This window comes from Nocardia sp. CNY236, assembly GCF_000482385.1.
GTDB lineage: Bacteria > Actinomycetota > Actinomycetes > Mycobacteriales > Mycobacteriaceae > Nocardia.
This window is the reverse complement of the sequence record NZ_KI519395.1, coordinates 172,020-193,706: the sequence shown is the minus strand read 5'-3', so window position 1 is coordinate 193,706 and position 21,687 is coordinate 172,020. Positions and strand designations below refer to the sequence as shown.

Sequence of the window (21,687 nt, the reverse complement as noted above, 5' to 3'; positions counted from 1 at the left end):
CTGATCAGGGGTGAACTCCACGACCGCCTCCACCAACGCCATCTCCTGATCCGGTGTCAGTTTCCGCAGCACACCCGCTTTACGCCCCGGCCGTCGCGACTCCAAACCAGCTACACCACCGAACGCGTAGCGGGCCTTCCAATTGCGGATCGAGTTCTCCGACACCCCGAACACCCGCACCGCCTCCGCCGCGGACATCCCCTCATCCAACGCAGCCACCACCCGCATCCGCAACGCCTCCTGCTGGCTCGGCGAAAGCCTGCGCATATCCACCCTCAGATCATCACCCACCCCGCGGGTCTACACGAACACCACCCACATCCGCAAACATTCAGTTCCGGGTCAATACCTCACGACCTACACCGCGAGACCCCAGCCCAGTGCTCGATGAATGCGGTCAACTCCAGCTGGAGACAGCAGCTTTGAAATGTTCGGTCAGCGCCGCCTTGCTGACGTCGGTTACCTTCGCCTGTGTTCCGCGCAACCCGCTGTAGGTCGGGTAGGCGTCGACCTGAGCCGACACGACGACCTCATCAGGCCGACAGCGATCCGGCGGCGCGGCGGCGTTCCGGCCAGAGCCTTGTTCACAGCTCGTAGGTCCGCGCTACCGCGATCAGATCGCCGTCCACTCGGGTGGAGGCCACCGTGTGCTCGGGACGAGGGTGGAACCCGGGCGCATCGGTGATGTCACGGGTCACATCGATCACCGTGACGCGGACACGGTGCGCACCAGGGGTGCGCACCGTGATGTCGACGCCCTCGGGCGGAAGGTCGAGGAAGCGGATCTCGCCCGGCCAGGTGTCGGCGCGCACGCCCGTAACGGCCACGGTGACCGGTGTGGCGCCGGGGATGCTCACGGAGGCGAGATCGATCGGATGGTCGATGCGCAAGGTCAGTGAGGTGGCTGATCGCGGGGAATCCACATGCATCGTCACGGTGTCCTGATCTCGGTGGAGTACCTCCAGCTGCGGACCTTCGACAGTGATGGGTTCGGCTCGGCCGGCCCACAACGGGCCGCGTGCGTAACCGGGTGGGAGCCCGGAGAGATCGTGATCGGTGACGTATTCGCGAGTCCAGGCGGTCGGCTGTTGTTCACCGCTGACCCAGTGCGCCAGCCGGGTGTCGGCATCGAGCACGTAGGCGAGGTGGCTTCGGCGTGGGTGCTCCGCGTCGAAGGTATCGGTGACCAGCCCGGCGCCGACAGAGACGATCGTCAGCGCCGCGACGATCGACAACGCTGCGAGGGCAACCCTGTTGCGGACGGCGTGTGCGGGTAGGAACAGCTCGACAGCGGGAAGGAGCATGAGGCCGAACAGCGTCGAGCAGACCGCGGGAGCGCCACCGAATGCCAGGCCGGTAGAGTTGAACAGGCCGAGAGCCAGGGCGGGGAGAAACAGGGCGGACACCGAAAGCCCCAGCGCCAAGGTCACCGCAGGCCACCCGGACCAGCGCACCGGCAGCAGAGCCGCCAATGCGCCGGCCGCGGCGAACACCGTCGGCAGCACGAACAGAAACGACGCACCCGGCGCGATCACCGCGCATACCACCCCTAGCGTGGCCGGCCAGGCGAGGGCGCCGATCGCGAGCGCGGCCGGGCCCAGACGACCACGCAGTAGCAGGTACCAGACACCCAGTCCGGTCGCGGCCAGGCCGACGAGGGCGGCCAGATAGAACTGCGGGCGATGCAGTAGTCCACCCATCAACTGGTAGTCCGGACGCAGCGCCACGAGCAGCGACCAGAGTGCTTGCCCCAGGACGATCGACGCGGCCAACGGCAGCGCTGCCGACAGCGCCGCCAGCGTCATCCGCGGCACACTCGCCAGTCGTCGCCGCCGGGCGAACACGGCCAGTGCCGCCACCAGTCCCACGGCCAGCGCCGACAGCGGCCAGACCAGCGCGTTCGAGTAAGTGATCATCACTGGGCCGAGCCGGAAGTAGATGGCGTCCTGATCGGACCGCAGGGTGGGCAGGTCGGCCGCACCGAGGGTCCGGGTGAGCGACAGCATGTTCTCGCCGTGATGCTGCAGGCTACGACGATCCAGGTTCGGGAGAGAGTCGCCCGCCGCGTGGTAGTACGACGGCTGTTCGATGTAGGCGAAGTTGAGGCCGATGAAACCGGCGGCGGAGAACTCGCTGAAGTCGGAGTCGTTCGGCAGCTTCCGGTAGATCTCGACCATCGACGAGTCACCCCTGGGGTCGGGCACCGCGTCGGCGAACAGGGAGATCAGCTTTGCGTTGCCGTTGGATGTCTCGAACATCAACGAGGGCCCGCTGACCCCACGGGCCTCCCAGTTGAGAACGACACCGCCCGCGCGAGCCGACGGATGCTCCCGGACGAAAGCCTCGGCGCCCAGTAACCCGTCTTCCTCGCCGTCGGTGAACAGCAGTACCAGGTTGTTACGCAACCCGCCGTCGCGGCTGATCAGCCGTGCGACCTCCAGCATCGCGGCGACCGCGGCGCCGTCGTCGGACACGCCGGGACCCATCGCCGCGGAGTCGTAGTGCGCGGCCAGCACAACGGTTCCGGTGGCGTCGCGGCCGGGAAGGGTCGCGATCACATTGTCCACACGACCGAAAGTCGCCAACCCCGTCGACTCTCGAGCTCCGACCGCATGCTGAATCTCCACCGAGAAGCCCGTCGACCGCATCTGCTCGGCGATGTAGTCCTCGGCTCGGTCGCTCGCCGGGCTACCCAACGGGCGCGGTTCGGTGGCGAACCGGTCCAGGTGAGTGACGGCCCGCTCGGCGCTGAACTGTTCCGTCGTCGACCGGGGAACCAGCTGCCGGTCGTTGCCTTCCGCCCGGACAGCCAGTGTCACCACGCCCGCGAGAATCAGCAGCACTGTCACACCCACCGCCACCCGGTGCGGCGTATCCACCAGTTTTCGGATCACGATGCGACTCTATGGGTCGGTCCAGTGGTGTATAGGCGAAAGAACCACACAAGCTCGCTCTATCGAGAAGGCGTCCAGCACGTTTTCGAGGGGGATGTGATGGGTGATGAGGTCTTTCACCGGCACTCGTCCTGACGAGATGTAGTCGAGGGCGCGTTTGTTGTGTTCGGGTGCGGATCCGTTGGCGCCATGGATGTGCGGTTGGCGGTAGTGCACCCGCTTCGCACGAGCGGTTCACCCCGGCGCCGGCCCATTACCTTGCGGCACAGGGTCAGCCGGTCTCCAGGTGTCAGTACATGCCAACCCATCCGGCGGGTGACGGTCTTGCTGCGGGCGCGGACCTGGGGTTCGGTCAGCGCCACTGACATGAGGCGGGCCATCGGGTCACCCGTGCTTTTCCATCTATATCTGTTCTGTGTTGTGGGCGAGGTAGCGGTAGAGGGTGGCGCGTGAGACGCCGAATGCTTCGGCGACCTGCCCGACGGGCTGGTCCTCGCGTAGCGCTGCTCGGGCCGCGGCGAGCTGGGCGGGGCTGAGTTTGCGGGGCCGGCCGGGCTGTTTACCTTGGGCGGCAGCGACTTCCCGGGCGTGAGCGGCCTTCTCTCGCATGAACACGCGCTTCATGTGTGCGAATAGCGCCAGCATCGCGACGCTGAGTTCGGCCATGCTGGAGGTATGGTGGTCCGGAATCCCGCAAGGTCGCCGCCGGGATGCGGACATGGTTCGGTGCGTTGGGCACGATGTTCGAACAACTGGCTGACAAGCAACGCCGACACAGCGCTGTTCTGGACGAACTCGGCTGTCCCGTTCAGCGTTTCCGCAGCTCAGTTGGTGTTTGTGGGGCGGGCGGGGCTCGAACCCGCGACCAATGGATTATGAGTCCACGGCTCTAACCGACTGAGCTACCGCCCCTCGCCGCGAGATTCCGCGAGCGCATGGGGATGATACCCGGTCGCGCGTGTAGGGACCAGTCGGATGCGTGATGTCATAGGGTGAGCTGGTCGGAAACTACTGAAGGGTCAGATATGAGCGGACTGTTCACCAACATCCTGAAGGCGCATCAGTGGCTGTACGAGAACACCGACGGACTGGTGGGGCATCGGCTGCTGGGCGGGACTCCGACATTGCTGCTGCGGACGGTAGGCCGCAAGACCGGACAACAGCGAACCTCGGCACTGACCTACGCCCGAGACGGCGCGGACTATCTGGTGGTGGCATCCAACGGGGGCTCGCCCCGGCCACCGGGCTGGCTGGCCAACCTGAAGGCGCGCCCGGAGTGTGAGATCCAGATCGCGCGGCAGAAGTTGACCGTGTCGGCACGGCCGACGCTGCCCGACGATCCGGACTACGCCCGCCGGTGGGCGATCGTCGACGCCGCCAATCGCGGTCGCTACAGCGATTACCAGCAGATGACCACCCGGCCCATTCCACTCGTGGTACTCACACCGTCGTCCTCGTGACCGGCGCCGGGCCGGTCATTTCAAGGCTCGTCTCCACGCCGGTCGGCCGCGCCACGCTCACGATGTGCTGGCGGTGGTGTCGAAGTCGCACATCAGCCGCAACGCGCTCGGCGGCATCGGCACCTGTGCGACGCACCGGCCGCAACCAAGTTGTAGCAGCCAAAGAACTTGGAAAAGTAGAAAATTGGAGGATGAAGGGTGATCGTGTGGAGATCGTCGTCGATGTCGGCGGTGGGTCTCGCAGTTACGAGATTGCGGCTACCCGAGCGGGGCGACGGGTCGAGGTGCGGATCGCGCGCGGCGTGGTCGAAGTCAGCGAGGTAACACGATCCGGCACACCGGTTCGGACCGCGCGGTTCATGGCAGCGCGCACGCTCGCACTGGTCGAGCATCCCGCGAACGGAACCGCGCCGCGAGAAGACGACGAGGGCGTGGGTCGAGCTGGAGTGGGGTAGGTGCCGTACACCCCGGACAGGGCCGCAGGGACATCACCCTCATTCACCCGCGCTTCCGTGCGAATGGTTGCGCCGTCGACTCGATCGGGTGCCTGTGGGTGGGCAGGGTTCGAACCCGCGACCGATGGACCGTGAGTCCACGGCCCCAACCGACTGAGTTACTGCGCCTCACCGCGAGATTCCGCGAGCGCATGGGGACGGTACCAGGTCGGGCGTATGGGGCTGGTCAGATGCGGGATGGCATAGGGTGAGCTGGTCAGATACTACTGAAGGGTCGGATATGGGTAGACGACTGTTCAAGATCATGTTGAAGGCGCATCAGTGGGTCTACGAGAAAACTGGCGGACGGGTCGGACATCGGTTGCTCGCCGGCAGACCGACGCTGCTGCTGCGGACGGTAGGCCGCAAAACCGGACAACAGCGGACCTCGGCACTGACCTACACCCGAGACGGTGCGGACTATGTGGTGGTGGCATCCAACGGGGGCTCGCCCCAGCCACCGGGCTGGCTGGCCAACCTGAAGGCGCGCCCGGAGTGCGAAATTCAGATCGCGCAAGGGACGATGACCGTGTCGGCACGGCCGACGCTGCCCGACGATCCGGACTACGCCCGCCGCTGGGCGATCATCGACGCCGCGCATCGCGGTCGCTACAGCAACTACCAGAAGAAGACCACCCGCACCATCCCGATCGTGGTGCTCACGCCGTCGCCCACGTGACCGATGCCCGGGCGGTCACTGCAAGGCTCGCATGACCGTCTCCGCGACACAGACCGGCTTGTCCCCGCCGTCACGTTCGACGGTCACCACGCACGTCACCTGCAAGCCACCGGGCACTTCGTCGACTGTCGTGACCATCGCCCGGCCTCGGACCCGAGAGCCCGAGGGAACCGGCGCCGGGAATCGAACCCGGTTCACGCCGTAGTTGATTTGCGCTCCGGCATCGGTGATCCGAAACAGTCGACTCATCATCACCGGCAGCAGCGACAACGTGAGGTAGCCGTGCGCAATGGTGGTGCCGAACGGCCCTGCCTGCGCACGCTCGGGGTCCACATGAATCCACTGACGATCCTCGGTCGCCTCGGCGAACGCGTCGATGCGCTGCTGGTCGATCGCGATCCAGTCGCTCGCGCCGAGTTCGGTACCTGCCGCGGTGCGCAGCGTTGCCATCGTGAACGTCATCGGTTCGCCCATGCCAGGAACCCTAACTCGGATCGACCCGACCCACGTGACAGATTTCACGCAGAGCGAAGCTATAGCGCACCGACCTGAGCTACGGTCTGTCGAAGTGTCGGCTGCGCGGCGTGACCGTCGCCGCCCGCACACGGCGAGGAGCGAGGACGGGAGAGCCCGGACATGGGACGGTTGACCGGCAAAGTGGCATTGATCAGCGGAGCGGCCCGCGGAATGGGCGCAGCGCACGCCAAAGCCTTCGTCGCCGAGGGCGCACACGTAGTGCTGGGCGACATCCTGGACGACCAAGGCGCCGCGGTCGCCGAAGAATTGGGCGACCGCGCGATCTACCGACACCTGGACGTACGGGAGCCCGACCAGTGGCGTGCGGCTGTCGCCGAGGCGAGTCGACGGTTCGGGGCGCTGAACGTCTTGGTGAACAACGCGGGCGTCGTGAACGGCAACCTGTTGGTCTCCTACGAGTTGGCCGAGTGGCAACGCATGATCGACATCAATCTGACCGGCACCTTCCTCGGTATGCAAGCCGCAACGCCGGCCATGATCACCGCGGGCGGCGGCTCCATCATCAACATCTCCTCCACCGAAGGCTTGCGCGGCAGTCCAGGAGTACACGGCTACACCGCCACCAAATTCGCGGTCCGCGGACTGACCAAGTCCACCGCAATCGAACTGGCGCCATTGGGAATTCGGGTCAACTCCGTGCATCCGGGCCTGATCCGTACCCCGATGACGGCAGACATCCCCGAGGACCTTCTGACCATTCCACTCGGTCGGGCGGCCGACCCCGCCGAGGTGTCGGCTCTGGTCACTTTCCTGGCCAGCGACGAATCGTCCTACTCCACCGGTGCGGAGTTCGTCGTCGACGGCGGACTGACCGTCGGCGTTCCGCACAAGCGCATCGATAGTTGAACGGCTGGATAACGAAACAAGGCGGCCGCCCCCGTAACCCAGCATCATCTGCCGCGATTCCCTACAGTGGGGCCGGGTTTCCGGCCACGCGTGCGCGGACCGAGAGCCGCGGTGGTCGCCTTCGACACATCTACGTCAGCACAACGTCGTGATGGATGGGAGTTGACGAACGCCATGTTTCGCATTGCTATCGCCACCGCCACGGTGGCAGCCGTGTGCGCGATCGTCGCGCCCGCCTCCGCTCAACCGATCTATCCGGCCCCGGACCCCGATCCCTTCTACGCCGCACCGGCGAACCTCGCCGGCTTCGCACCCGGCGATGTGCTCGCCGTCCGGCCGATGCCCGGACTACTGCACATTCCCGGCGCCACGGTCACGATGATCAAGTTCCGTTCCACCAACTCCGCCGGCCAACCCATAGCCGCTACCACCACCGTGCTCACGCCGCTGAATCACGCGCCGAACGGGCCGCTGTTGTCCTACCAACACGTCATCAACGGACTCGGAACCCAATGCGCGGTATCTCGCGCGCTCTACAGCACCGACCCGCGCCAGGTGATCTTCGAAGCGCCTGCACTCAACGCGCTACTGCTGCGTGGCTGGTCGGTGGCGCTGCCCGACCACCTCGGCCCCAACAGCGCCTACGGCGCCGCCAAGTTGGGGGGCCTGATCACCCTCGACGGTATGCGCGCCGCACGCCGGGTCGCGCACCTGAACCTGGCCGACAGTCCGGTCGCTCTGCTGGGCTACTCCGGCGGCGGCATGGCAACCGCGTGGGCGGGCGCCATGGCGCCGACCTACGCGCCGGAACTGCCACTCGTCGGCGTCGCGGCCGGCGGAGTACCGATGAACCTGGTCAAAATGATCGAGGGCATCGGCTATGCGCCACACCCGGCCTTCGGACTCGCGTTCGCGGCGGCGATCGGGTTGGAGCGCGAATACCCGACACGTCTGCCGATCAGCGACCAACTCAACGGCACCGGTCTGACCGTTCGCGATCAGATCGCCAACAGCTGTACCAACGAAATCATGTCCGCGGGTGCGGGGCGGGGCGTCATGGACGTCGCAACCTCGGTCTCACTCGCCTACGAGGCGAACACCCGGGCCGTGCTCGAGGAGAACAGTCTGGAGTTCTACGAGGGCACACCGACCGCACCGGTATTCCAGTGGCGGGGACACCACGACGTGCTGATTCCCGTGGATTCGATCGACGCCACCATGGCGCGATATTGCGCCGCCGGCGTGCCCGTCTGGTCGGAGCTGTATCCGAGTCCGGATCACGCGGTCACCGGTGTGCTCGGCATGCCGAGCGCGGTTGGCTGGCTGGACTCGCGGTTTCGTGGCGACCCCGCACCGAGCAACTGCTGAGCCGCCACGACCCCGGTGGCGCGCGTATGGAGCTGACGAAAATATGACGTCTCGGCGGCGATACGCGACTTTCCGGCTACCGTCCGGACAGAATCGAATCATGACTGTCGAACATGTGGGCCACGCCCGCGAAACCTGCCGCGGGCGCACCTAGTCGATGCGCGTTCTGCTGACCGGCGCCGCCGGCTTCATCGGATCGCACGTGCACCGGGCGTTGCTCCGCTCCGGCCACGAGGTGATCGCCCTGGATCTCATGGTGCCCGCGGCGCACGGACCCGATGCCGCCGCCCCGGACGGCATACACCGGGTCGATGTACGCGATCTCGACGGCTTGACGCCGCTCCTGCACGGCGTCGACGTGGTCTGCCATCACGCCGCGGTCGTCGGCGCCGGGGTGAGCGTCGCCGACGCGCCCGCCTACGCCGGCCACAACGACCTCGGCACGGCCGTGCTCCTCGCTGCCATGGCGGGCACGGACTGCCGACGACTCGTACTGGCCTCGTCGATGGTGGTCTACGGAGAAGGGCGCTACCGCAACGTCCGCGGCGAGCTGGTCGCGGCGACACTGCGCCAGTCGGCGGATCTGGACCGTGGGCGGTTCGAGCACTACTGCACGCGCACCGGGTCCGCTCTGCACTGGGAACCGGTACCGGAGGACGCGCCGCTGCGGCCGCGCAGCTTGTACGCGGCGAGCAAAGTCGCGCAAGAGCACTACGCCGCTGCCTGGTCGGCTGCCACCGGCGCAACGGTCACCGCCCTGCGCTACCACAACGTCTACGGCGACGATATGCCGCGAGACACTCCGTATTCCGGGGTCGCGGCGATCTTCCGTTCGGCGCTACAGGCGGGGCTCGCCCCGCGAGTGTTCGAAGACGGGCTGCAGACACGAGATTTCGTGCACGCAACCGATATCGCGGCCGCCAACGTCGCGGCCGTCGAGCAGCCGCTGCCGGGTTTCACGCCGCTGAACATCTGCTCCGGACAGCCGATCACCATTGGGGAAGTCGCCGCGATTCTCGCGGACGCGCGCCATGGGCCCGCTCCGGTCGTGACCGGTGAGTACCGGCCGGGCGATGTGCGCCATATCGTCGCAAGTCCGGAAGCCTCGCAACGGGTGCTGGGGTTCCGTGCGCGCGTCGACCCCCGCGTCGGGCTCGCGGATTTCGCATTTGCCCCGCTGCGCGGCGCAGCGGCGCCCGACGCCGCGCGTCGCTGAATCAGCCTTCCGGACTGGGCAGGCGTACCTCGAAACGGCACCCCTGAGCACGGTTCTGCGCGGTGACGTCGCCATCGTGTGCCTCGATCAGGCCCGCCGCGATCGCCAGGCCCATACCGCTGCCGGCCGGCATGCCGCCTGCGGCGACCGGAGACCGGGCGGCCGTGCCGCGGTAGGCGATCTCGAAGACCCGAGGCAGGTCGTCCTCGGCGATCCCGGGGCCCGTGTCGTCGACTCTCGCCCAAGCGTGTCCCTCGGTCGTTCCGGCAGAGATCGCGACGTGGCCGCCCGGAGGCGTGTGGGCGATGGCGTTCGAGACGAGATTGGTCAGGACCCGGCCCAGGGCGCGATCGTCGGCCGCGACCATCACGCGGTCGCCCGGCTGCTCGGCGCGCAGCGACACCGCGGCGCGCTCGGCTGTCGGCCGGTTGGCGGCGAGCACCTCATCGATCAATTCACGCAGATCGATCGGCTCCAGTTGCAAGCGCAACGCGCCGGCGTTGATCTTCGACATTTCGAACAAGTCGTCGACCATGGCCGACAGCCGCCGGGTCTCTCGGCCGATCTGCTCTGCGTAGCGCGTCACGTCGGCCGTGTCGGTGACCACACCATCCGACAGCGCCTCGGCCATGGCGCGAATACCCGCCAGCGGAGTACGCAGATCGTGACTCACCCACGCGACCAGCTCACGTCTGGAGTGTTCAGCAGCTCGTTCCTGCTCCCGAATCTGCTTCTCCCAGACGGTCTTGCGTGCTTGCTGGCGGCCCAGCAGCACCGCCGCGGGAACCGTGATCATTGCCACGACGACGAGCACGACCAGGGCACGATGCAGCTCGGTGGTGAACATCAGACCGCTCACCGCCGTCATCCCGGCAAGCGCCGAGAGGATCGGGATCAATACCAGCGCGACCATGCTGCTGGTCAGCGACTTGTTGCCGGTAGCACGCAGCACCAGTGCACCGACCAGAACCACCGGCACCGACCCGGCGGCGGTGTAGAGCACCAGCTGGGAGGTGGCCTCAGGCATGAGATCGCTCCCGCTCGCCACCGATGCGTCCCCACGCATAGCCGCGCCCCCAGACGGTGTCGATGCGGTGGTGGGCGCCGAGCTTCGCGCGCAAACGCTTGACGTGCACGGTGACTGTCGACAGGTCCCCGAAGTCCCAACCCCATACCTTGGCCAACAGATCCTCCCGAGTGAAGACCGCACCCGGATGCCGCAGCAAGAACTCCAACAGATCGAATTCGCGCGGCGTCAGCTCCACCGGGGCGCCGTCGGCCAATACCAGACGTGTCGCGCAGCGCACCTCGATCGCGTCGACGCGCAGCGCAGAGTGGTCGACTGCCGCCGGGGCGTGATACCGGCGGCGGACCGACGCGACGCGTAGGGCCAGTTCGCGTGGGCTGAAAGGCTTGGTGACGTAGTCGTCGGCGCCGGCCTGCAGCCCGATCACCCGATCGTCTTCGTCGCCGAGGGCGGTCAGCAAGATGATCGGGGTGTCCGGGCGCGGCCCGGACCGAATGGCACGGCAGATCTCGATCCCGTCCGGTGCGGGCATCATCACGTCGAGGACAGCGAGCTCGATCCGGTCGCGGCCGCGGCGCGCCATGGCGGCCGACGCGCTGGGACCGTCCTCGGCTTCGAGCACCGTCAGCCCATCGCGTTCGAGATAGCGCCGGACGACATCACGAACGACGGGGTCGTCGTCGGCTACGAGTATGCACATGGTGGTCACCAATTCGTCAGGATCAGGTGGACGAGCAACAAGGTCCCCAAGGCCTGCACGCCGAGCCAGACTCGGGCCGATCCCCGCGGCAGGAACGCGGTGGCCGCCAATATCCACATGTCGAACGGCAGCCAGATGCGCTCGGTCTCGGCCTTGCTCAACGCGCTGACGTCGGCGACGAGAACCGCGCACACGCCCGCGGCCACCAACATGGTGGCTGGGTCCAACGCGCGCACCCCGGCACGTGACAACGCCCTGGGCAGCGCCGCGACCGTGGCGAGGCCGATCACACACACCGTCGCCGCGAGGTTGCCCCACCACCAATAGCCGAACGGCCGCTCGGTGGCGATGCCCTGGTAGTAGCGTTCGACGACCAGGTGGTAGCCATCCAGCCACCAGAATCCGGACACAGTGAACAACGCGGCCACCGCCACGGCGCCGACCAGCGCTGGCACCAGGGGTCGAATCGTTCGCCCGGCAACCAGGACGGCCACGGCCACGATCGTCATGAGCACCATGCCGTAGCTGAGATACATGCCGACACCGAACAACACACCCGCGCCGACTGCGGCTGCCACACGACCGGGTCGGGTGGCGATCGCCAGCAACGCCACCGCCCAGGCGGTGACGCCGGCGAACATCCCATCGGCCGATACCCCGATCCACAGTGCGGCCGGCGCAAGCGCCAAGAACGGCAGGGCTGCCCGCGCGTGCCGCTCCGCACCGAGAGCCCGCAATGCCACCGCGACAGCGACCACCGCACTACACCCGATCAGCAGACAGGCCACCGCCGCCCATGCCCCGCCGCCGAGTCCGACCCGATCCAACACCACAAAGAACAGCAATGCTCCCGGTGGGTGGCCGGAGACGTGCGTGGTCCACGAATCCGGCTGGAAGTCGAGAATCCGACCGGAGAACTCGCGCAGCGTCGTGCCGACGTCGGTCACTCCGCCGACCTCGTGGAGATACTCGTTGGGGTCGGTGAGCCGCTCGGTGAAGCCGCGCCGCCAACCATCGACCATGGCCAGCGCGAAAGTCCACCCCACGGCGGTGACGTAGGCCGCGACCAGGAGCCGAGGCCAGGACCAGCGGGTGGCGACGACCGGGCCGGCGGTCACCACCAGCACGGCGATCAGGATCGCAGGGACAGTGCCCCACCCGACGTGGGGAAGCCACATCCCGAAGATCGGCGCGGCCGCGGCATAGAGCGAACGCCGCCACTGTTCGTCGGCCATCTGCGGAACCGTGAAGGCTGCGGCCACCAGCACCCCGGCCACGCCCACGGCGAGCAGTTCGCCACGAAATCGGAGGATGCCGCTGCGCGTGGCGTCGGTGAGTTCGTGCACAGAGGTCACGATAGGCCCGCCGCACCCGGGAAACGGCGGACAATTCGACCGAAATCCACACCGTCAGTATTTCGTCACCGTTTTTCCGATGCCACCGGAGCGTGCGGAGCCTAGCGTCTGACGTGTGACCGAACCCATGGACCGACCCGACGACGTCACGGTCGTGATCCCGTGCCTGGACGAGGCCGACGCCTTGCCCGATGTCCTCGCGGCCGTCCCGCCGGGCTATCGGGCGCTGGTGGTGGACAACGGGTCCACCGACGCCACCGCCGCTGTGGCGCGGGCAGCCGGGGCACAGGTGATCGCCGAACCGGAGCCCGGATACGGCGCCGCCGTGCAAGCGGGCATCACCGCGGCACAGACCGAGTTGATCGCGGTGCTCGACGGCGACGGCTCGATGGATCCGAGACAGTTGTCGATGCTCGTCGCCCAGGTACGTGCGGGCGCGGACCTCGCGGTCGGCCGACGTCGACCGGTGCACGCCAGTGTCTGGCCCTGGCACGCTCGCCTCGCCAACCGGGTGCTCGCGGCCCGGTTGCGCCACCGGTTCGGCGTGCCGGTCCACGACATCGCCGCAATGCGGGTCGCCCGCCGTTCGGCGCTGCTCGCGTTGGGGCCGCTACATCCTCGATTCGGCTATCCACTCGAATTGCTCGTGGCTGCCGCCGCCGCGGGATGGCGAGTCGTCGAAAGGGATGTGACCTATAGACCGCGCAGCGGTGGTACGTCGAAAGTATCCGGCTCATGGCGTGGCTCGCTGCGCGCCGCACGAGACTTTTGGGCGGTGCTGAAATGACCTGTCGGCCAACCCTTCCGGCGACCCTCCTAGTGGTCGCGAAAGCACCGGTCGCCGGATTTGCGAAAACGCGGCTCACACCGCCGTTGACGCCCAGCGCGGCGGCCGACATCGCCGCGGCGTCGTTGCTCGACACCCTCGAGTCCGTGCTGGCCTGCCCGGTGGCGCATCGCGTGGTCGCGTTGACCGGAGACCTCGTCGCCGCCGAGCGTTGCGGCGAAATCGAACGGCTCCTGGCCGATTTCGAGGTCGCGCCCCAGCGTGGACGCACCTTCGGTGCGCGATTGGCCAACGCGCACGCCGACGCTGCTCGATGGGGGCTTCCGGTCCTGCAGATCGGCATGGATACCCCGCAAATCGGCGCCGACGAACTGGCCGATGCCGTCGGAGTCCTGCTCGACACCGGCGATGCCGTGCTCGGACCGGCCACCGATGGCGGTTGGTGGGCACTCGGTCTGCCCACGCCGCAGCCAGCGCGCGCTCTGGTCGACGTTCCGATGTCGACGCCGAGGACCGGCGTCCTGACACGAAAGGCGGTGCAACGGTGCGGCATACGCGTGCACTCTTTGGCAACCTACTCCGACGTCGATCGGTTCGCCGACGCGCTGCTACTCGCCTCGACCACCCACGGTCGGTTCGCCGACGCAGTACACCGGCGCACGGTGGCACCGCAGTGAGCGACGGCTTCGACCGGGCGATGATCGGCGAGGAGTGTTGGATTCGCAGCACCGACCAGACCAGGCGCCCCCTCCCGACCCGACGCTGGCTCGGCACGAGCGACCATGCCGACAACCCTGCCGACCAGGCGCTGACCAGCTGCTGCGATGGGCCGACCATCGACCTCGGGTGTGGGCCGGGCCGGCTCGTGGCGGCACTGCTGCGCCGCGGGGTGGTCGCGCTGGGTGTCGACATCTCGCCGACGGCAGTGGCGGTCACCCGGTTTCGCGGTGCACCGGCGCTACACCGCGACCTGTACGGCCCGCTGCCCGCAGCCGGACGCTGGACATACGCGCTGCTGGCCGACGGCAATATCGGAATCGGTGGCGATCCGTTGCGTGTGCTCGCACGCACGCACGAACTGCTCGCCGTGGGCGGAGTCGCCGTCGTGGAATTCGATCGCCCTGGTACCGGTATGGTGCACCGTCGACTGCGCGTGGAAACGAGGACGTCGGCCGGCCCGTGGTTTCCGTGGGCCGAGGTCGGCATCGAACAGGCAGCGCAACTGGCCGCAGCCACCGGCTTTCGCGTGCACGCGACCGCAGAGGTGAGCGGACGACACATCGCCTGGTTGCAACGACATCCCATGGATACCGAGGTACTGCGATGAGCGCACGTGGACCCGAAGTGGCCAGCCGAGTGGGCAGCGTACTCGGCATCGCGATCACGGTGTGTTTCGTGACCGGTCTGATCAGCCACTGGATTCAACATCCGCCGGAGTGGTTCTGGTGGCCGCCGCGGCCTGTCTGGCTCTACCGCGTCACCCAAGGCGCGCACGTGATCTCGGGAGTCGCCGCCATTCCGTTGCTCCTGGTGAAACTGTGGGCGGTCTACCCAAGACTGTTCGAACGCCCGCTCCTCGGTTCGCCGTTGCGGGTCGCCGAACGCGGTTCGATCGCCCTGTTGGTCGGTGCGGTCATCTTCGAATTGGCCACTGGGTTGGCCAATATCGCGCAGTACTACCCGTGGAAGTTCTTCTTTCCCGCCGCGCACTACGCCATGGCGTATGTGGCTGCCGGGGCGCTCGCAGTGCATCTGGCAGTGAAGTTGCCAGTGATTCGCGACGCATTGAGCCGTCCGTTGGAGTCGGATTCCACTACACAGCACCAATCGACACCGCACCAATCGACACCGTCCCAGCACAGACCCGCACCGCCGCGGCACGAATCGACTCCCGCGCAGCACGACTCGTCCACAATGCAGCCGGACTCACCCGACCACGGCGCGACCCCAACCGTCGCCGACGAGCCCACCCGTCGGGTCGGTCGCCGTACGGTGCTGACCGCAGCATGGCTGTCGGCCGCAGCGGCCGGCTTGGCGATCGCCGGCCAGACCGTACCTTTTCTGCGCTGGGCGGCGTTTCTCGCGCCCCGCAGCGGTGAAGGACCCCAAGGGGTTCCGGTCAACCGCTCGGCCGAGGCCGCAGCCGTAGCCGAGCGCGCGCGTGATCCCGAGTATCGCCTGCGAGTGCGCGTCGGCGATCGTGAACGCGAGCTCACGCGAGCTGATCTGGCGGCGATGCCGCAAGCTTCCGCGCAGCTGCCGATCGCCTGCGTCGAAGGATGGTCGGCGTCGGCGCACTGGGCCGGGGTGCGGGTCCGTGATCTGCTGGCCCTGGTCGGATATACCGACGGCGACGTCCGGTTCGAATCGCTGGAAACCAATGGGATATATCGCAGTTCGGTGCTACCCCAACGGCACGTCATGGATCCTGATTCGCTCGTCGCACTTCAGGTCAACGGGGAGCCGCTGAATCTCGACCACGGATATCCGTGCCGACTGATCGCGCCGAACCGGCCCGGAGTGTTGCAAACGAAGTGGCTTTCGCGAATCGAGGCACTGTCATGATCACCGCTGTCCGCGCCGGGCTGCTGCTGGCGGGCCTGTGGCTCGGCTGGTACGGCATCACGCTGTTGTTGGAGTTCAACACGAGGGACCTGATGTCGGTGGCGCTGTGGTTCGGCGGTGGAATCCTGTTGCACGATGCAGTTTTCGCGCCACTGTCGGCGGCGATCGGCCTCGGCGCACGCCGCCTTCTGCCCGCCGGCTGGTGGGCGCCCGCCGCATGCGGCGCAGTCTGCACCGTCGCTCTCACTCTGATCGCCGCGCCAGTGGTCGGACGCCGTAATGCGATGCCGGACAACGCAACTGTGCTGGATCGCAATTATTCGGCCGGACTGATGATCGCCTTGATCACAGTGTGGGCGCTGGTCGTCGTAGTCGCCCTGGGCCGCCGCTGGGCTTCCCCCGCACAACGATAGTTTGTGAGTCTGCTGGAGAAGGACCAGGTGGCCGCGGTGGGGGGGGGGGACAGCCGAGTTCCGAAAACGGTTCGGTCGAGCTGGCCGGCCTCCTCGACAGAACCCAACTCGAATCGCTCGGTCCGGCAATCGGCTATCGGCAGCGAGGGACCTACCCGGACCGCTGAGACTCCCGGGACCGGCGGGCCTTCCGGGGTCGCGGAAAACCGTAGTAGCGCAGGACCAGTCGCTCATAGACCCACGCCGGCACCAGGCGGCGCGTCCAGAACGACAACCGCACATCGTTGCCACACATGTAGGCCTGCCGTGGCCGGTCGGCCGCAAGGATCACAGCAACCTTCTCGGCGACGGTCATTGCGGACTGGCCCGCTGCCAGATATCCACGAACCAGGTCCATCACGGCCGCGCGGTCGCGGTCGTAAGCGGCGATCGGGGCGGTCGCATAGCGGGCGCTGTCGACGATCGGAGTGACGGTCCAGCCGGGAACCAGCACCGACACGTGTACTCCGAACCCAGCCGCCTCCATCCGTGCAGCCTCGCCGATTCGCTCCACAGCTGCCTTCGTGGCCGAGTACCATCCGCCGTAGGGCTCGGCAATCGACCCTGCGCCCGAACTGACCACGATCGCCCGACCCGCGCCCTGGTCGCGGAAGATCGGCATCGTTGCGCGCAGCGCTCGGTGCGTGCCCAGAACATTGGCATCGAGCAATGCGGCGGCCTCTTCCGGAGTGGTCTCCTCGACCGATCCGGCCACGCCATAGGCAGCGAAGGTGACCACGGCGTCGATGCGGCCGTGCCGCGAATGCGCCGCGCGCACCCACCGATCGACCGCGTCGGTGTCGCACACATCCACTTGGGCGACCCCGGGTTTGGGTGTGCGGTCACACCCTTCGACGGTGTAGCCCAGCGCGATGAGGTGTTCCATGGTGGCCGCGCCCATACCGTTGGCCGCCCCGGTGACGAGTACGACGGTCATGCGGCACACACCTTCAGCACTCGCGGAAGGACCTCCAGCTGCGCGGATTCCACCATCGTGATCTCTCCATCCAGTTCCAGCGGGGTAGGCCGATCCGGGCGTAGCTCCACTGTGGTGTCGCGGTGGCACACGGCCAGGCGGGAGCGGCGAAACCGGCCAGCATACAGCCCGGCGATCAAACCGACCGTGCGCAATCTGCCGGCCCTGGCCCAGATGTTCACATCGAACCGGCCATCGGCGCGAGTCACCGCGGTGTCGTAGTACATGCCGCCGGCGAAGTGCACGCTCTTGAGCACACCGATATTCGTGATCGGCGCTCGATGCTCCCAGTCACTGCCCCGCACCACGATGGGTAGTGGTCGGTGCGCGGCGATGGTGGCCAGTGTGGTCGCGATGATGGCGGCTTCGACACTGCGGGACTTCAGCCACGCGACCAAACCGGTGGCCTGGTTGAACGAATGGTTGCCCGCGGCAACCAACCCCATGCTGGCGTTCAGCAGGAAGTAACGCACGACGCGCGTGCCGTCGGTCGTCGACATGGTGGCCTTACCCACGTCGACCAGTTCGGCATGATCGGCATCCAACCGTACGGGGACCGTGCCGATGCGAGCGTGCGCAGGCACCGGCTTGTGGAAATCGTTGGAGCTGCCCAATCCCACCGCACCCAGCACCGCACCGGCAGTACGCGGCCGGTCGGTGGCGGGGTCCATGAGGGCGTTCAGCACCAGATTCACCATGCCGTCGCCACCTGCGGCCACCAGCACCGGCGGCGGCTTCTGCCGGGTGATCGCGGCCTGCACCACCTTGGTGGCCTGCTCCGCGTCCGACGGCAGTTCGACGGTCAGATCCTGATACCGCTCACGCAGCGCCGATTCCACCGGCTGCCAGCGCCGGAGCGCGGTGCCCGCATTGGACTGCGGGTTCAAGACGACGAGCACGAATCCTCCTCGATATCGAGCCATCGGCGCAGCGCCCGATGATCTCCCGTGGTGACCAAACCGGTACGGACCATCGCCGGTGGCACATCAGCGGGACGGGCGCCGAGCAGAAAGACCGGAATCCCCAGCTCAGTGGCGGGACCGTCGTTTCCGGGGTCGTTGCCGATCATCACGCACTCCCGAGTCGACACACCGAGCCGGTCGAGCAGTTCGCGATAGAAGTCCAACCGCGGCTTGGACCGATGCATGTTCTCACCACAGGTGACATAGGAGAATGCGGCGCGATCGTGGCCGCCCCACCGAATCCGAGCCTCCACGGTGCTCAACGGCCACAGCGGGTTGGTGGCCACCACTTGGCGCGCACCCGCCGCCGTCAAATCCCGCACGGTGGCCGCCGCCGCCGGTCGTGCAGGGAAACACGCTCGCAGCCGGACGAATTCGACCTCCGCCAACCGGGTCAAGCGGGAAGCGGCCACTGTGTGGCCGATGCCGGTACGCTCGCCGAGTAGCCGCAACATCAGTTCGGTATTGGTGTGCTCGGTGTCGTTGGCGCGTACATCGCGCAGGGTACGACGCAATACCGGCAGGAAGCGGTGCGGCGGGACGAGATCACGAAACACCCACGCTGCCGCACCGGGCATCAGGGTGGTGAAGGTGCGCTTGCGCAGCCCGATCAAGGTGCCGTCCAGATCCCACAGCACGGTGGGTCGTGCGCTCATTCCTGGCTGTCCAGTACCGCTTGCAGATCCGCCTTGGTGAGCCCCAGCTGTGCCGCGTAGTCGTCGATGCTCAGCGGCGCGGGGCGCGCGCCACCGAGTCCAGTACGCGACCGCACCTGTCGAGCGTAGGCGCCACCGAGATCGTAGAAAGTCTTGGCGAGCGCAGCCGGAAACAGCCACTTGCCCAGGTCACGCTGGAACACCCGAGTCAGTCGGTAAGGGGCGATCGCGCGCGCGCCCAGGGAATCCCACACACCCGGCTCGCGAAGCGAGCTCATTCGAGCTGCTTCGGTGCCGGGAACCAGCAGGAGCCCCGACCAGAGTCGGCCGAAACGCTGGAGCTTCTCCCGCGGGTCGGCGGTCATATTGAACTCGGTGTAGGCCTTCTCGATGCGGGAGGTGTGGGTCGAACGACTGCGCAGCAGCGTGTACACGTCGGCGGTCTTGCGTGCAGTGTCGTTGCGGGTGAACCCATCCACACGGGGTTCGATTCGGTCCAGCAATGCCTGGAAGTGCGGGTTGGGCACCAGGCGGTGCGCCAGTGCGAGCGCGTGATACATCAGCCGCTCGGTGCCGGCGGCCGATATCTCCATGGCGAGCAGCTCGTAGTCGAGATCCTCGCCCGCATGCCGGGCCAGGTTCCACAGGTCGGCGAGCTCGCGGACCCCGGTCTTGTAGTAGGGCAGATGGATGCCCAGGTGGTGCAGATTGTCCTCGTGCGCCATCGCCCAGGCCGGTGCACCGTGGAAGTCGATGCGCCGAACGCGCTTCCAGATCGCGGCGTAGTCGATCGTGTAGGGCGTCAGCGGCGTGATCAATCCCCAGTGGGTGCCCACGACGAGCGCCCCATCACGCGAGACGAACGACGGCAGGTGGTGTGACCGTTCCACCCGCACCTTGGGCGCCTTGCCCAACAGCTCCGATGTCGCGAACAACCCCCGTTCCCGATAGATCTCGATGACGGTGTCCACCTGATCCGGCTCGACCAAGATGTCCAGATCGTTCATCCGCTTGTAGTGCGGATCGTTGTAGATCTCGAGCGAGAACAGTTGGCCCTTGAGCACCACACAGCGCACGCCCCGGTCGTCGAAACGCTGCACCAACGGCACGGCCCCGTCCAAGCGGCGGTCGTTGGCGGTGGCAATGCGCTCGGCAACCGCGTCGAACCGTTCCTGCACCGCCGTGGGAACGAGGGCGTACACCTCGGCGTCCCGCAGCGCGCGCCGTACCAGCGGCACAGTGGCGTTCAGCTGCGCCAGCTCGAAAAAGCCGGCCCAATCGGTGACCCGGCGCGCCAGGTCGGCGACCGTGTCACGTTCCTGGTCGCTCGGCGCCGCCAGCGCGCAATGCACCAGTAGTCGTTCGGCATCCGTCCCGCCCGCGGCGATCACGGTATCGGTCATGTCAGACGATTCCTTCTTGTTCGGGATGGAAGCCGAAGCGCCGGGCGACAGTGCCGATCGCCTCCAGTGCCCGGTCGAGTTGCTCCTGGGCGAGCGTGGCCATCACACTGACCCGCAGCCGCTGCTGATCGCGCGGCACCGCCGGGAATTCGACGCCGTTGACGAACACTCCTTCGCGGTGCAAGGCGTTGACCACTTCCGCCACCGCCAGCCGCTCGGGCACCAGGATCGGGATGATCGCGGTCTGCGGATCCACCGCAAAACCCATGGCGCGCAGGCCACGCACGAAATACCCGACGTTGTCGTGCAGTGCGCGCACTCGCTCGGGATGCTCGGTGATGAAGTCCAGCCCCGCCAGCACCGCGGCCACCACCGGAGGAGTGAGCGCAGCGGAGAACATGTAGGAGCGGGCGAAGAAACGCAGGGTGTCGACCATGTCCTTGGAGCCCGCCACGAAGCCGCCCGTGCCCGCGAAAGACTTCGAGAACGTACCCATGAACACCTCCACCGACCCGGGGCCGAGACCGAAATGCTCAGCGGTGCCGTGCCCGTGTTCTCCGAGCACCCCGGTGCCGTGCGCATCGTCCACCGCCAGCCAGGCGCCGAATGCGTCGCACAATGCGCGAATCTCCGGCAACGGTGCGATATCGCCGTCCATCGAGTACACGCCCTCGACCGCGACCACGACGTTCGCACCCGGATTACGCCAGCGAACCTGCATCAACCGGTGGCGCAGGTGGCGTAGGTCATTGTGAGCGAAGGCCATCGAGCGCACCCGACCCAGCTGTATGCCGTCGTAGAGACTCGCATGGCTCTGTTCGTCGTAGATCAGCACATCGCCCTTGCGCAGCAGGCCGGTCACCCAGCCGACGTTCGCGGCGTAACCAGAGGAGAACAGCAGGGCCGACTCACAGCCCTTCGCCTCGGCAAGTCGCTGCTCGAGCTGCCGATGCAGTGTGGTGGTGCCATTGAGCAGTGGCGGGCCGCCGTGCCCGGTGCCGTATTCGCGAATGGCCGCGACAGCGGCTTCGGTGATCTCGGGTTCGTTGCCCAGGCCCAGGTAATTGTTGGACCCGAGCATGATCAGGTCACGGATCTCACCGCTGCCCGGATCCCGCACCGGCACCACCGCGCCGGAGGGACCGGCCACCTCACGCAGCACGAACCCGCTGCCACGAGCGTGCTCGGTGTAGGGCCGGAAGTCCACGAACCGCTGTTCGAAGGTGTGTGCGGCGGGGTCGAGATAATGCTCCAGGCTGAAGTTCTCGCCATGGGCGTTCTGGTCATGAGCGAGATCGGGAGCGGTCATG

24 protein-coding genes, 2 tRNA genes and 1 pseudogene are annotated in these 21,687 nt (G+C 67.1%); 11 read left to right on the top strand and 16 right to left on the bottom strand.

Annotated features, from left to right (window positions below; all coding sequences use genetic code 11):
- From K940_RS30355 to K940_RS0125095, 6 genes and pseudogenes are all read right to left on the bottom strand, one after another.
- A partial coding sequence (locus K940_RS30355; protein WP_196812364.1) for a helix-turn-helix domain-containing protein occupies positions 1-291 on the bottom strand: 291 nt, incomplete at its 3' end.
- A gap of 106 nt (positions 292-397) precedes the next feature.
- On the bottom strand, positions 398-523 hold the full coding sequence (locus K940_RS34005) for a hypothetical protein (protein ID WP_255342624.1): 126 nt from the start codon (positions 521-523) through the stop codon (positions 398-400).
- 61 nt (positions 524-584) lie between these two features.
- Entirely contained in the window at positions 585-2,894 is a 2,310-nt protein-coding gene (locus K940_RS0125105) for a M20/M25/M40 family metallo-hydrolase (RefSeq protein ID WP_051407532.1), read from the bottom strand.
- A 9-nt stretch (positions 2,895-2,903) separates the two neighbouring features.
- Positions 2,904-3,113 (bottom strand): annotated as a pseudogene (locus tag K940_RS33865) (alcohol dehydrogenase); the annotation flags it as partial.
- A 183-nt stretch (positions 3,114-3,296) separates the two neighbouring features.
- Positions 3,297-3,560 (bottom strand): helix-turn-helix domain-containing protein, encoded by a 264-nt coding sequence (locus tag K940_RS30350; protein WP_036530203.1) that lies wholly within the window; start codon positions 3,558-3,560, stop codon positions 3,297-3,299.
- 172 nt (positions 3,561-3,732) lie between these two features.
- Positions 3,733-3,806, bottom strand: a tRNA-Ile gene (locus tag K940_RS0125095).
- A gap of 113 nt (positions 3,807-3,919) precedes the next feature.
- Here K940_RS0125095 and K940_RS0125090 point away from each other — a divergent pair.
- Positions 3,920-4,354 (top strand): nitroreductase/quinone reductase family protein, encoded by a 435-nt coding sequence (locus K940_RS0125090; RefSeq protein WP_028479726.1) that lies wholly within the window; start codon positions 3,920-3,922, stop codon positions 4,352-4,354.
- Positions 4,355-4,545: 191 nt separating this feature from the next.
- On the top strand, positions 4,546-4,809 hold the full coding sequence (locus tag K940_RS0125085; protein ID WP_028479725.1) for a hypothetical protein: 264 nt from the start codon (positions 4,546-4,548) through the stop codon (positions 4,807-4,809).
- Between the two features lie 101 nt (positions 4,810-4,910).
- On the opposite strand, the gene K940_RS32735 is transcribed toward K940_RS0125085, so the two are convergent.
- Positions 4,911-4,969, bottom strand: a tRNA-Val gene (locus K940_RS32735).
- Positions 4,970-5,089: 120 nt separating this feature from the next.
- On the opposite strand from K940_RS32735, the gene K940_RS0125080 reads away from it, so the two are divergent.
- Positions 5,090-5,527 carry a nitroreductase family deazaflavin-dependent oxidoreductase gene (locus K940_RS0125080; RefSeq protein ID WP_028479724.1) on the top strand — a complete coding sequence of 146 codons (438 nt, stop codon included), beginning with the start codon at positions 5,090-5,092 and terminating at the stop codon, positions 5,525-5,527.
- Positions 5,528-5,542: 15 nt separating this feature from the next.
- On the opposite strand, the gene K940_RS0125075 is transcribed toward K940_RS0125080, so the two are convergent.
- Complete coding sequence (locus K940_RS0125075; RefSeq protein WP_028479723.1) at positions 5,543-6,001, bottom strand: MaoC family dehydratase; 459 nt, start codon at positions 5,999-6,001, stop codon at positions 5,543-5,545.
- Between the two features lie 162 nt (positions 6,002-6,163).
- On the opposite strand from K940_RS0125075, the gene K940_RS0125070 reads away from it, so the two are divergent.
- The 3 genes from K940_RS0125070 (at position 6,164) to K940_RS0125060 (ending at position 9,494) form a co-directional block, all read left to right on the top strand.
- The gene (locus tag K940_RS0125070; RefSeq protein WP_028479722.1) at positions 6,164-6,910 is read left to right on the top strand and encodes a glucose 1-dehydrogenase; all 747 of its coding nucleotides are present in this window, start codon (positions 6,164-6,166) and stop codon (positions 6,908-6,910) included.
- Between the two features lie 174 nt (positions 6,911-7,084).
- Entirely contained in the window at positions 7,085-8,278 is a 1,194-nt protein-coding gene (locus K940_RS0125065) for a lipase family protein (RefSeq protein WP_028479721.1), read from the top strand.
- 157 nt (positions 8,279-8,435) lie between these two features.
- Positions 8,436-9,494, top strand: coding sequence for an NAD(P)-dependent oxidoreductase (locus K940_RS0125060; protein ID WP_028479720.1), 1,059 nt, complete (start codon positions 8,436-8,438; stop codon positions 9,492-9,494).
- Position 9,495: 1 nt separating this feature from the next.
- Here the strand turns inward: K940_RS0125060 and K940_RS0125055 are convergent, their stop codons facing one another.
- From K940_RS0125055 to K940_RS0125045, 3 genes are read right to left on the bottom strand one after another with little or no spacing between them, the layout of a single operon-like run.
- Positions 9,496-10,521, bottom strand: a complete 1,026-nt coding sequence (locus K940_RS0125055; protein WP_028479719.1) for a sensor histidine kinase KdpD — start codon at positions 10,519-10,521, stop codon at positions 9,496-9,498.
- Positions 10,514-11,221: a response regulator transcription factor gene (locus tag K940_RS0125050; RefSeq protein WP_036530313.1), complete on the bottom strand. Its 708-nt coding sequence runs from the start codon at positions 11,219-11,221 to the stop codon at positions 10,514-10,516. Before K940_RS0125050 ends, K940_RS0125055 begins: the two co-directional genes overlap by 8 nt.
- 5 nt (positions 11,222-11,226) lie before the next feature.
- The gene (locus K940_RS0125045; protein ID WP_028479717.1) at positions 11,227-12,567 is read right to left on the bottom strand and encodes a hypothetical protein; all 1,341 of its coding nucleotides are present in this window, start codon (positions 12,565-12,567) and stop codon (positions 11,227-11,229) included.
- Between the two features lie 136 nt (positions 12,568-12,703).
- On the opposite strand from K940_RS0125045, the gene K940_RS0125040 reads away from it, so the two are divergent.
- Genes K940_RS0125040 through K940_RS0125020 form a run of 5 tightly spaced genes read left to right on the top strand, consistent with a single transcriptional unit; the run spans position 12,704 to position 16,341 of the window.
- On the top strand, positions 12,704-13,363 hold the full coding sequence (locus K940_RS0125040) for a glycosyltransferase family 2 protein (protein ID WP_028479716.1): 660 nt from the start codon (positions 12,704-12,706) through the stop codon (positions 13,361-13,363).
- Positions 13,360-14,040 (top strand): DUF2064 domain-containing protein, encoded by a 681-nt coding sequence (locus K940_RS0125035; protein WP_028479715.1) that lies wholly within the window; start codon positions 13,360-13,362, stop codon positions 14,038-14,040. Before K940_RS0125040 ends, K940_RS0125035 begins: the two co-directional genes overlap by 4 nt.
- A 20-nt stretch (positions 14,041-14,060) precedes the next feature.
- Positions 14,061-14,690: a class I SAM-dependent methyltransferase gene (locus tag K940_RS30345; RefSeq protein WP_036530312.1), complete on the top strand. Its 630-nt coding sequence runs from the start codon at positions 14,061-14,063 to the stop codon at positions 14,688-14,690.
- Complete coding sequence (locus tag K940_RS0125025; protein WP_051407530.1) at positions 14,687-15,928, top strand: molybdopterin-dependent oxidoreductase; 1,242 nt, start codon at positions 14,687-14,689, stop codon at positions 15,926-15,928. Before K940_RS30345 ends, K940_RS0125025 begins: the two co-directional genes overlap by 4 nt.
- Positions 15,925-16,341, top strand: coding sequence for a hypothetical protein (locus K940_RS0125020; protein WP_028479713.1), 417 nt, complete (start codon positions 15,925-15,927; stop codon positions 16,339-16,341). Before K940_RS0125025 ends, K940_RS0125020 begins: the two co-directional genes overlap by 4 nt.
- A 151-nt stretch (positions 16,342-16,492) precedes the next feature.
- Here the strand turns inward: K940_RS0125020 and K940_RS31225 are convergent, their stop codons facing one another.
- Genes K940_RS31225 through K940_RS30320 form a run of 5 tightly spaced genes read right to left on the bottom strand, consistent with a single transcriptional unit; the run spans position 16,493 to position 21,686 of the window.
- Entirely contained in the window at positions 16,493-17,317 is an 825-nt protein-coding gene (locus tag K940_RS31225; protein WP_051407529.1) for an SDR family NAD(P)-dependent oxidoreductase, read from the bottom strand.
- The gene (locus K940_RS30335) at positions 17,314-18,255 is read right to left on the bottom strand and encodes a diacylglycerol kinase family protein (protein ID WP_036530199.1); all 942 of its coding nucleotides are present in this window, start codon (positions 18,253-18,255) and stop codon (positions 17,314-17,316) included. Before K940_RS30335 ends, K940_RS31225 begins: the two co-directional genes overlap by 4 nt.
- Positions 18,240-18,974, bottom strand: a complete 735-nt coding sequence (locus K940_RS31220; protein WP_028479710.1) for an HAD family hydrolase — start codon at positions 18,972-18,974, stop codon at positions 18,240-18,242. Before K940_RS31220 ends, K940_RS30335 begins: the two co-directional genes overlap by 16 nt.
- Positions 18,971-20,377, bottom strand: a complete 1,407-nt coding sequence (locus tag K940_RS30325) for a nucleotidyltransferase family protein (protein ID WP_036530197.1) — start codon at positions 20,375-20,377, stop codon at positions 18,971-18,973. The genes K940_RS31220 and K940_RS30325 overlap by 4 nt, the downstream gene beginning before the upstream one ends.
- A gap of 1 nt (position 20,378) precedes the next feature.
- On the bottom strand, positions 20,379-21,686 hold the full coding sequence (locus tag K940_RS30320) for a pyridoxal phosphate-dependent aminotransferase family protein (protein WP_051407528.1): 1,308 nt from the start codon (positions 21,684-21,686) through the stop codon (positions 20,379-20,381).
- Position 21,687 lies beyond the last annotated feature (1 nt).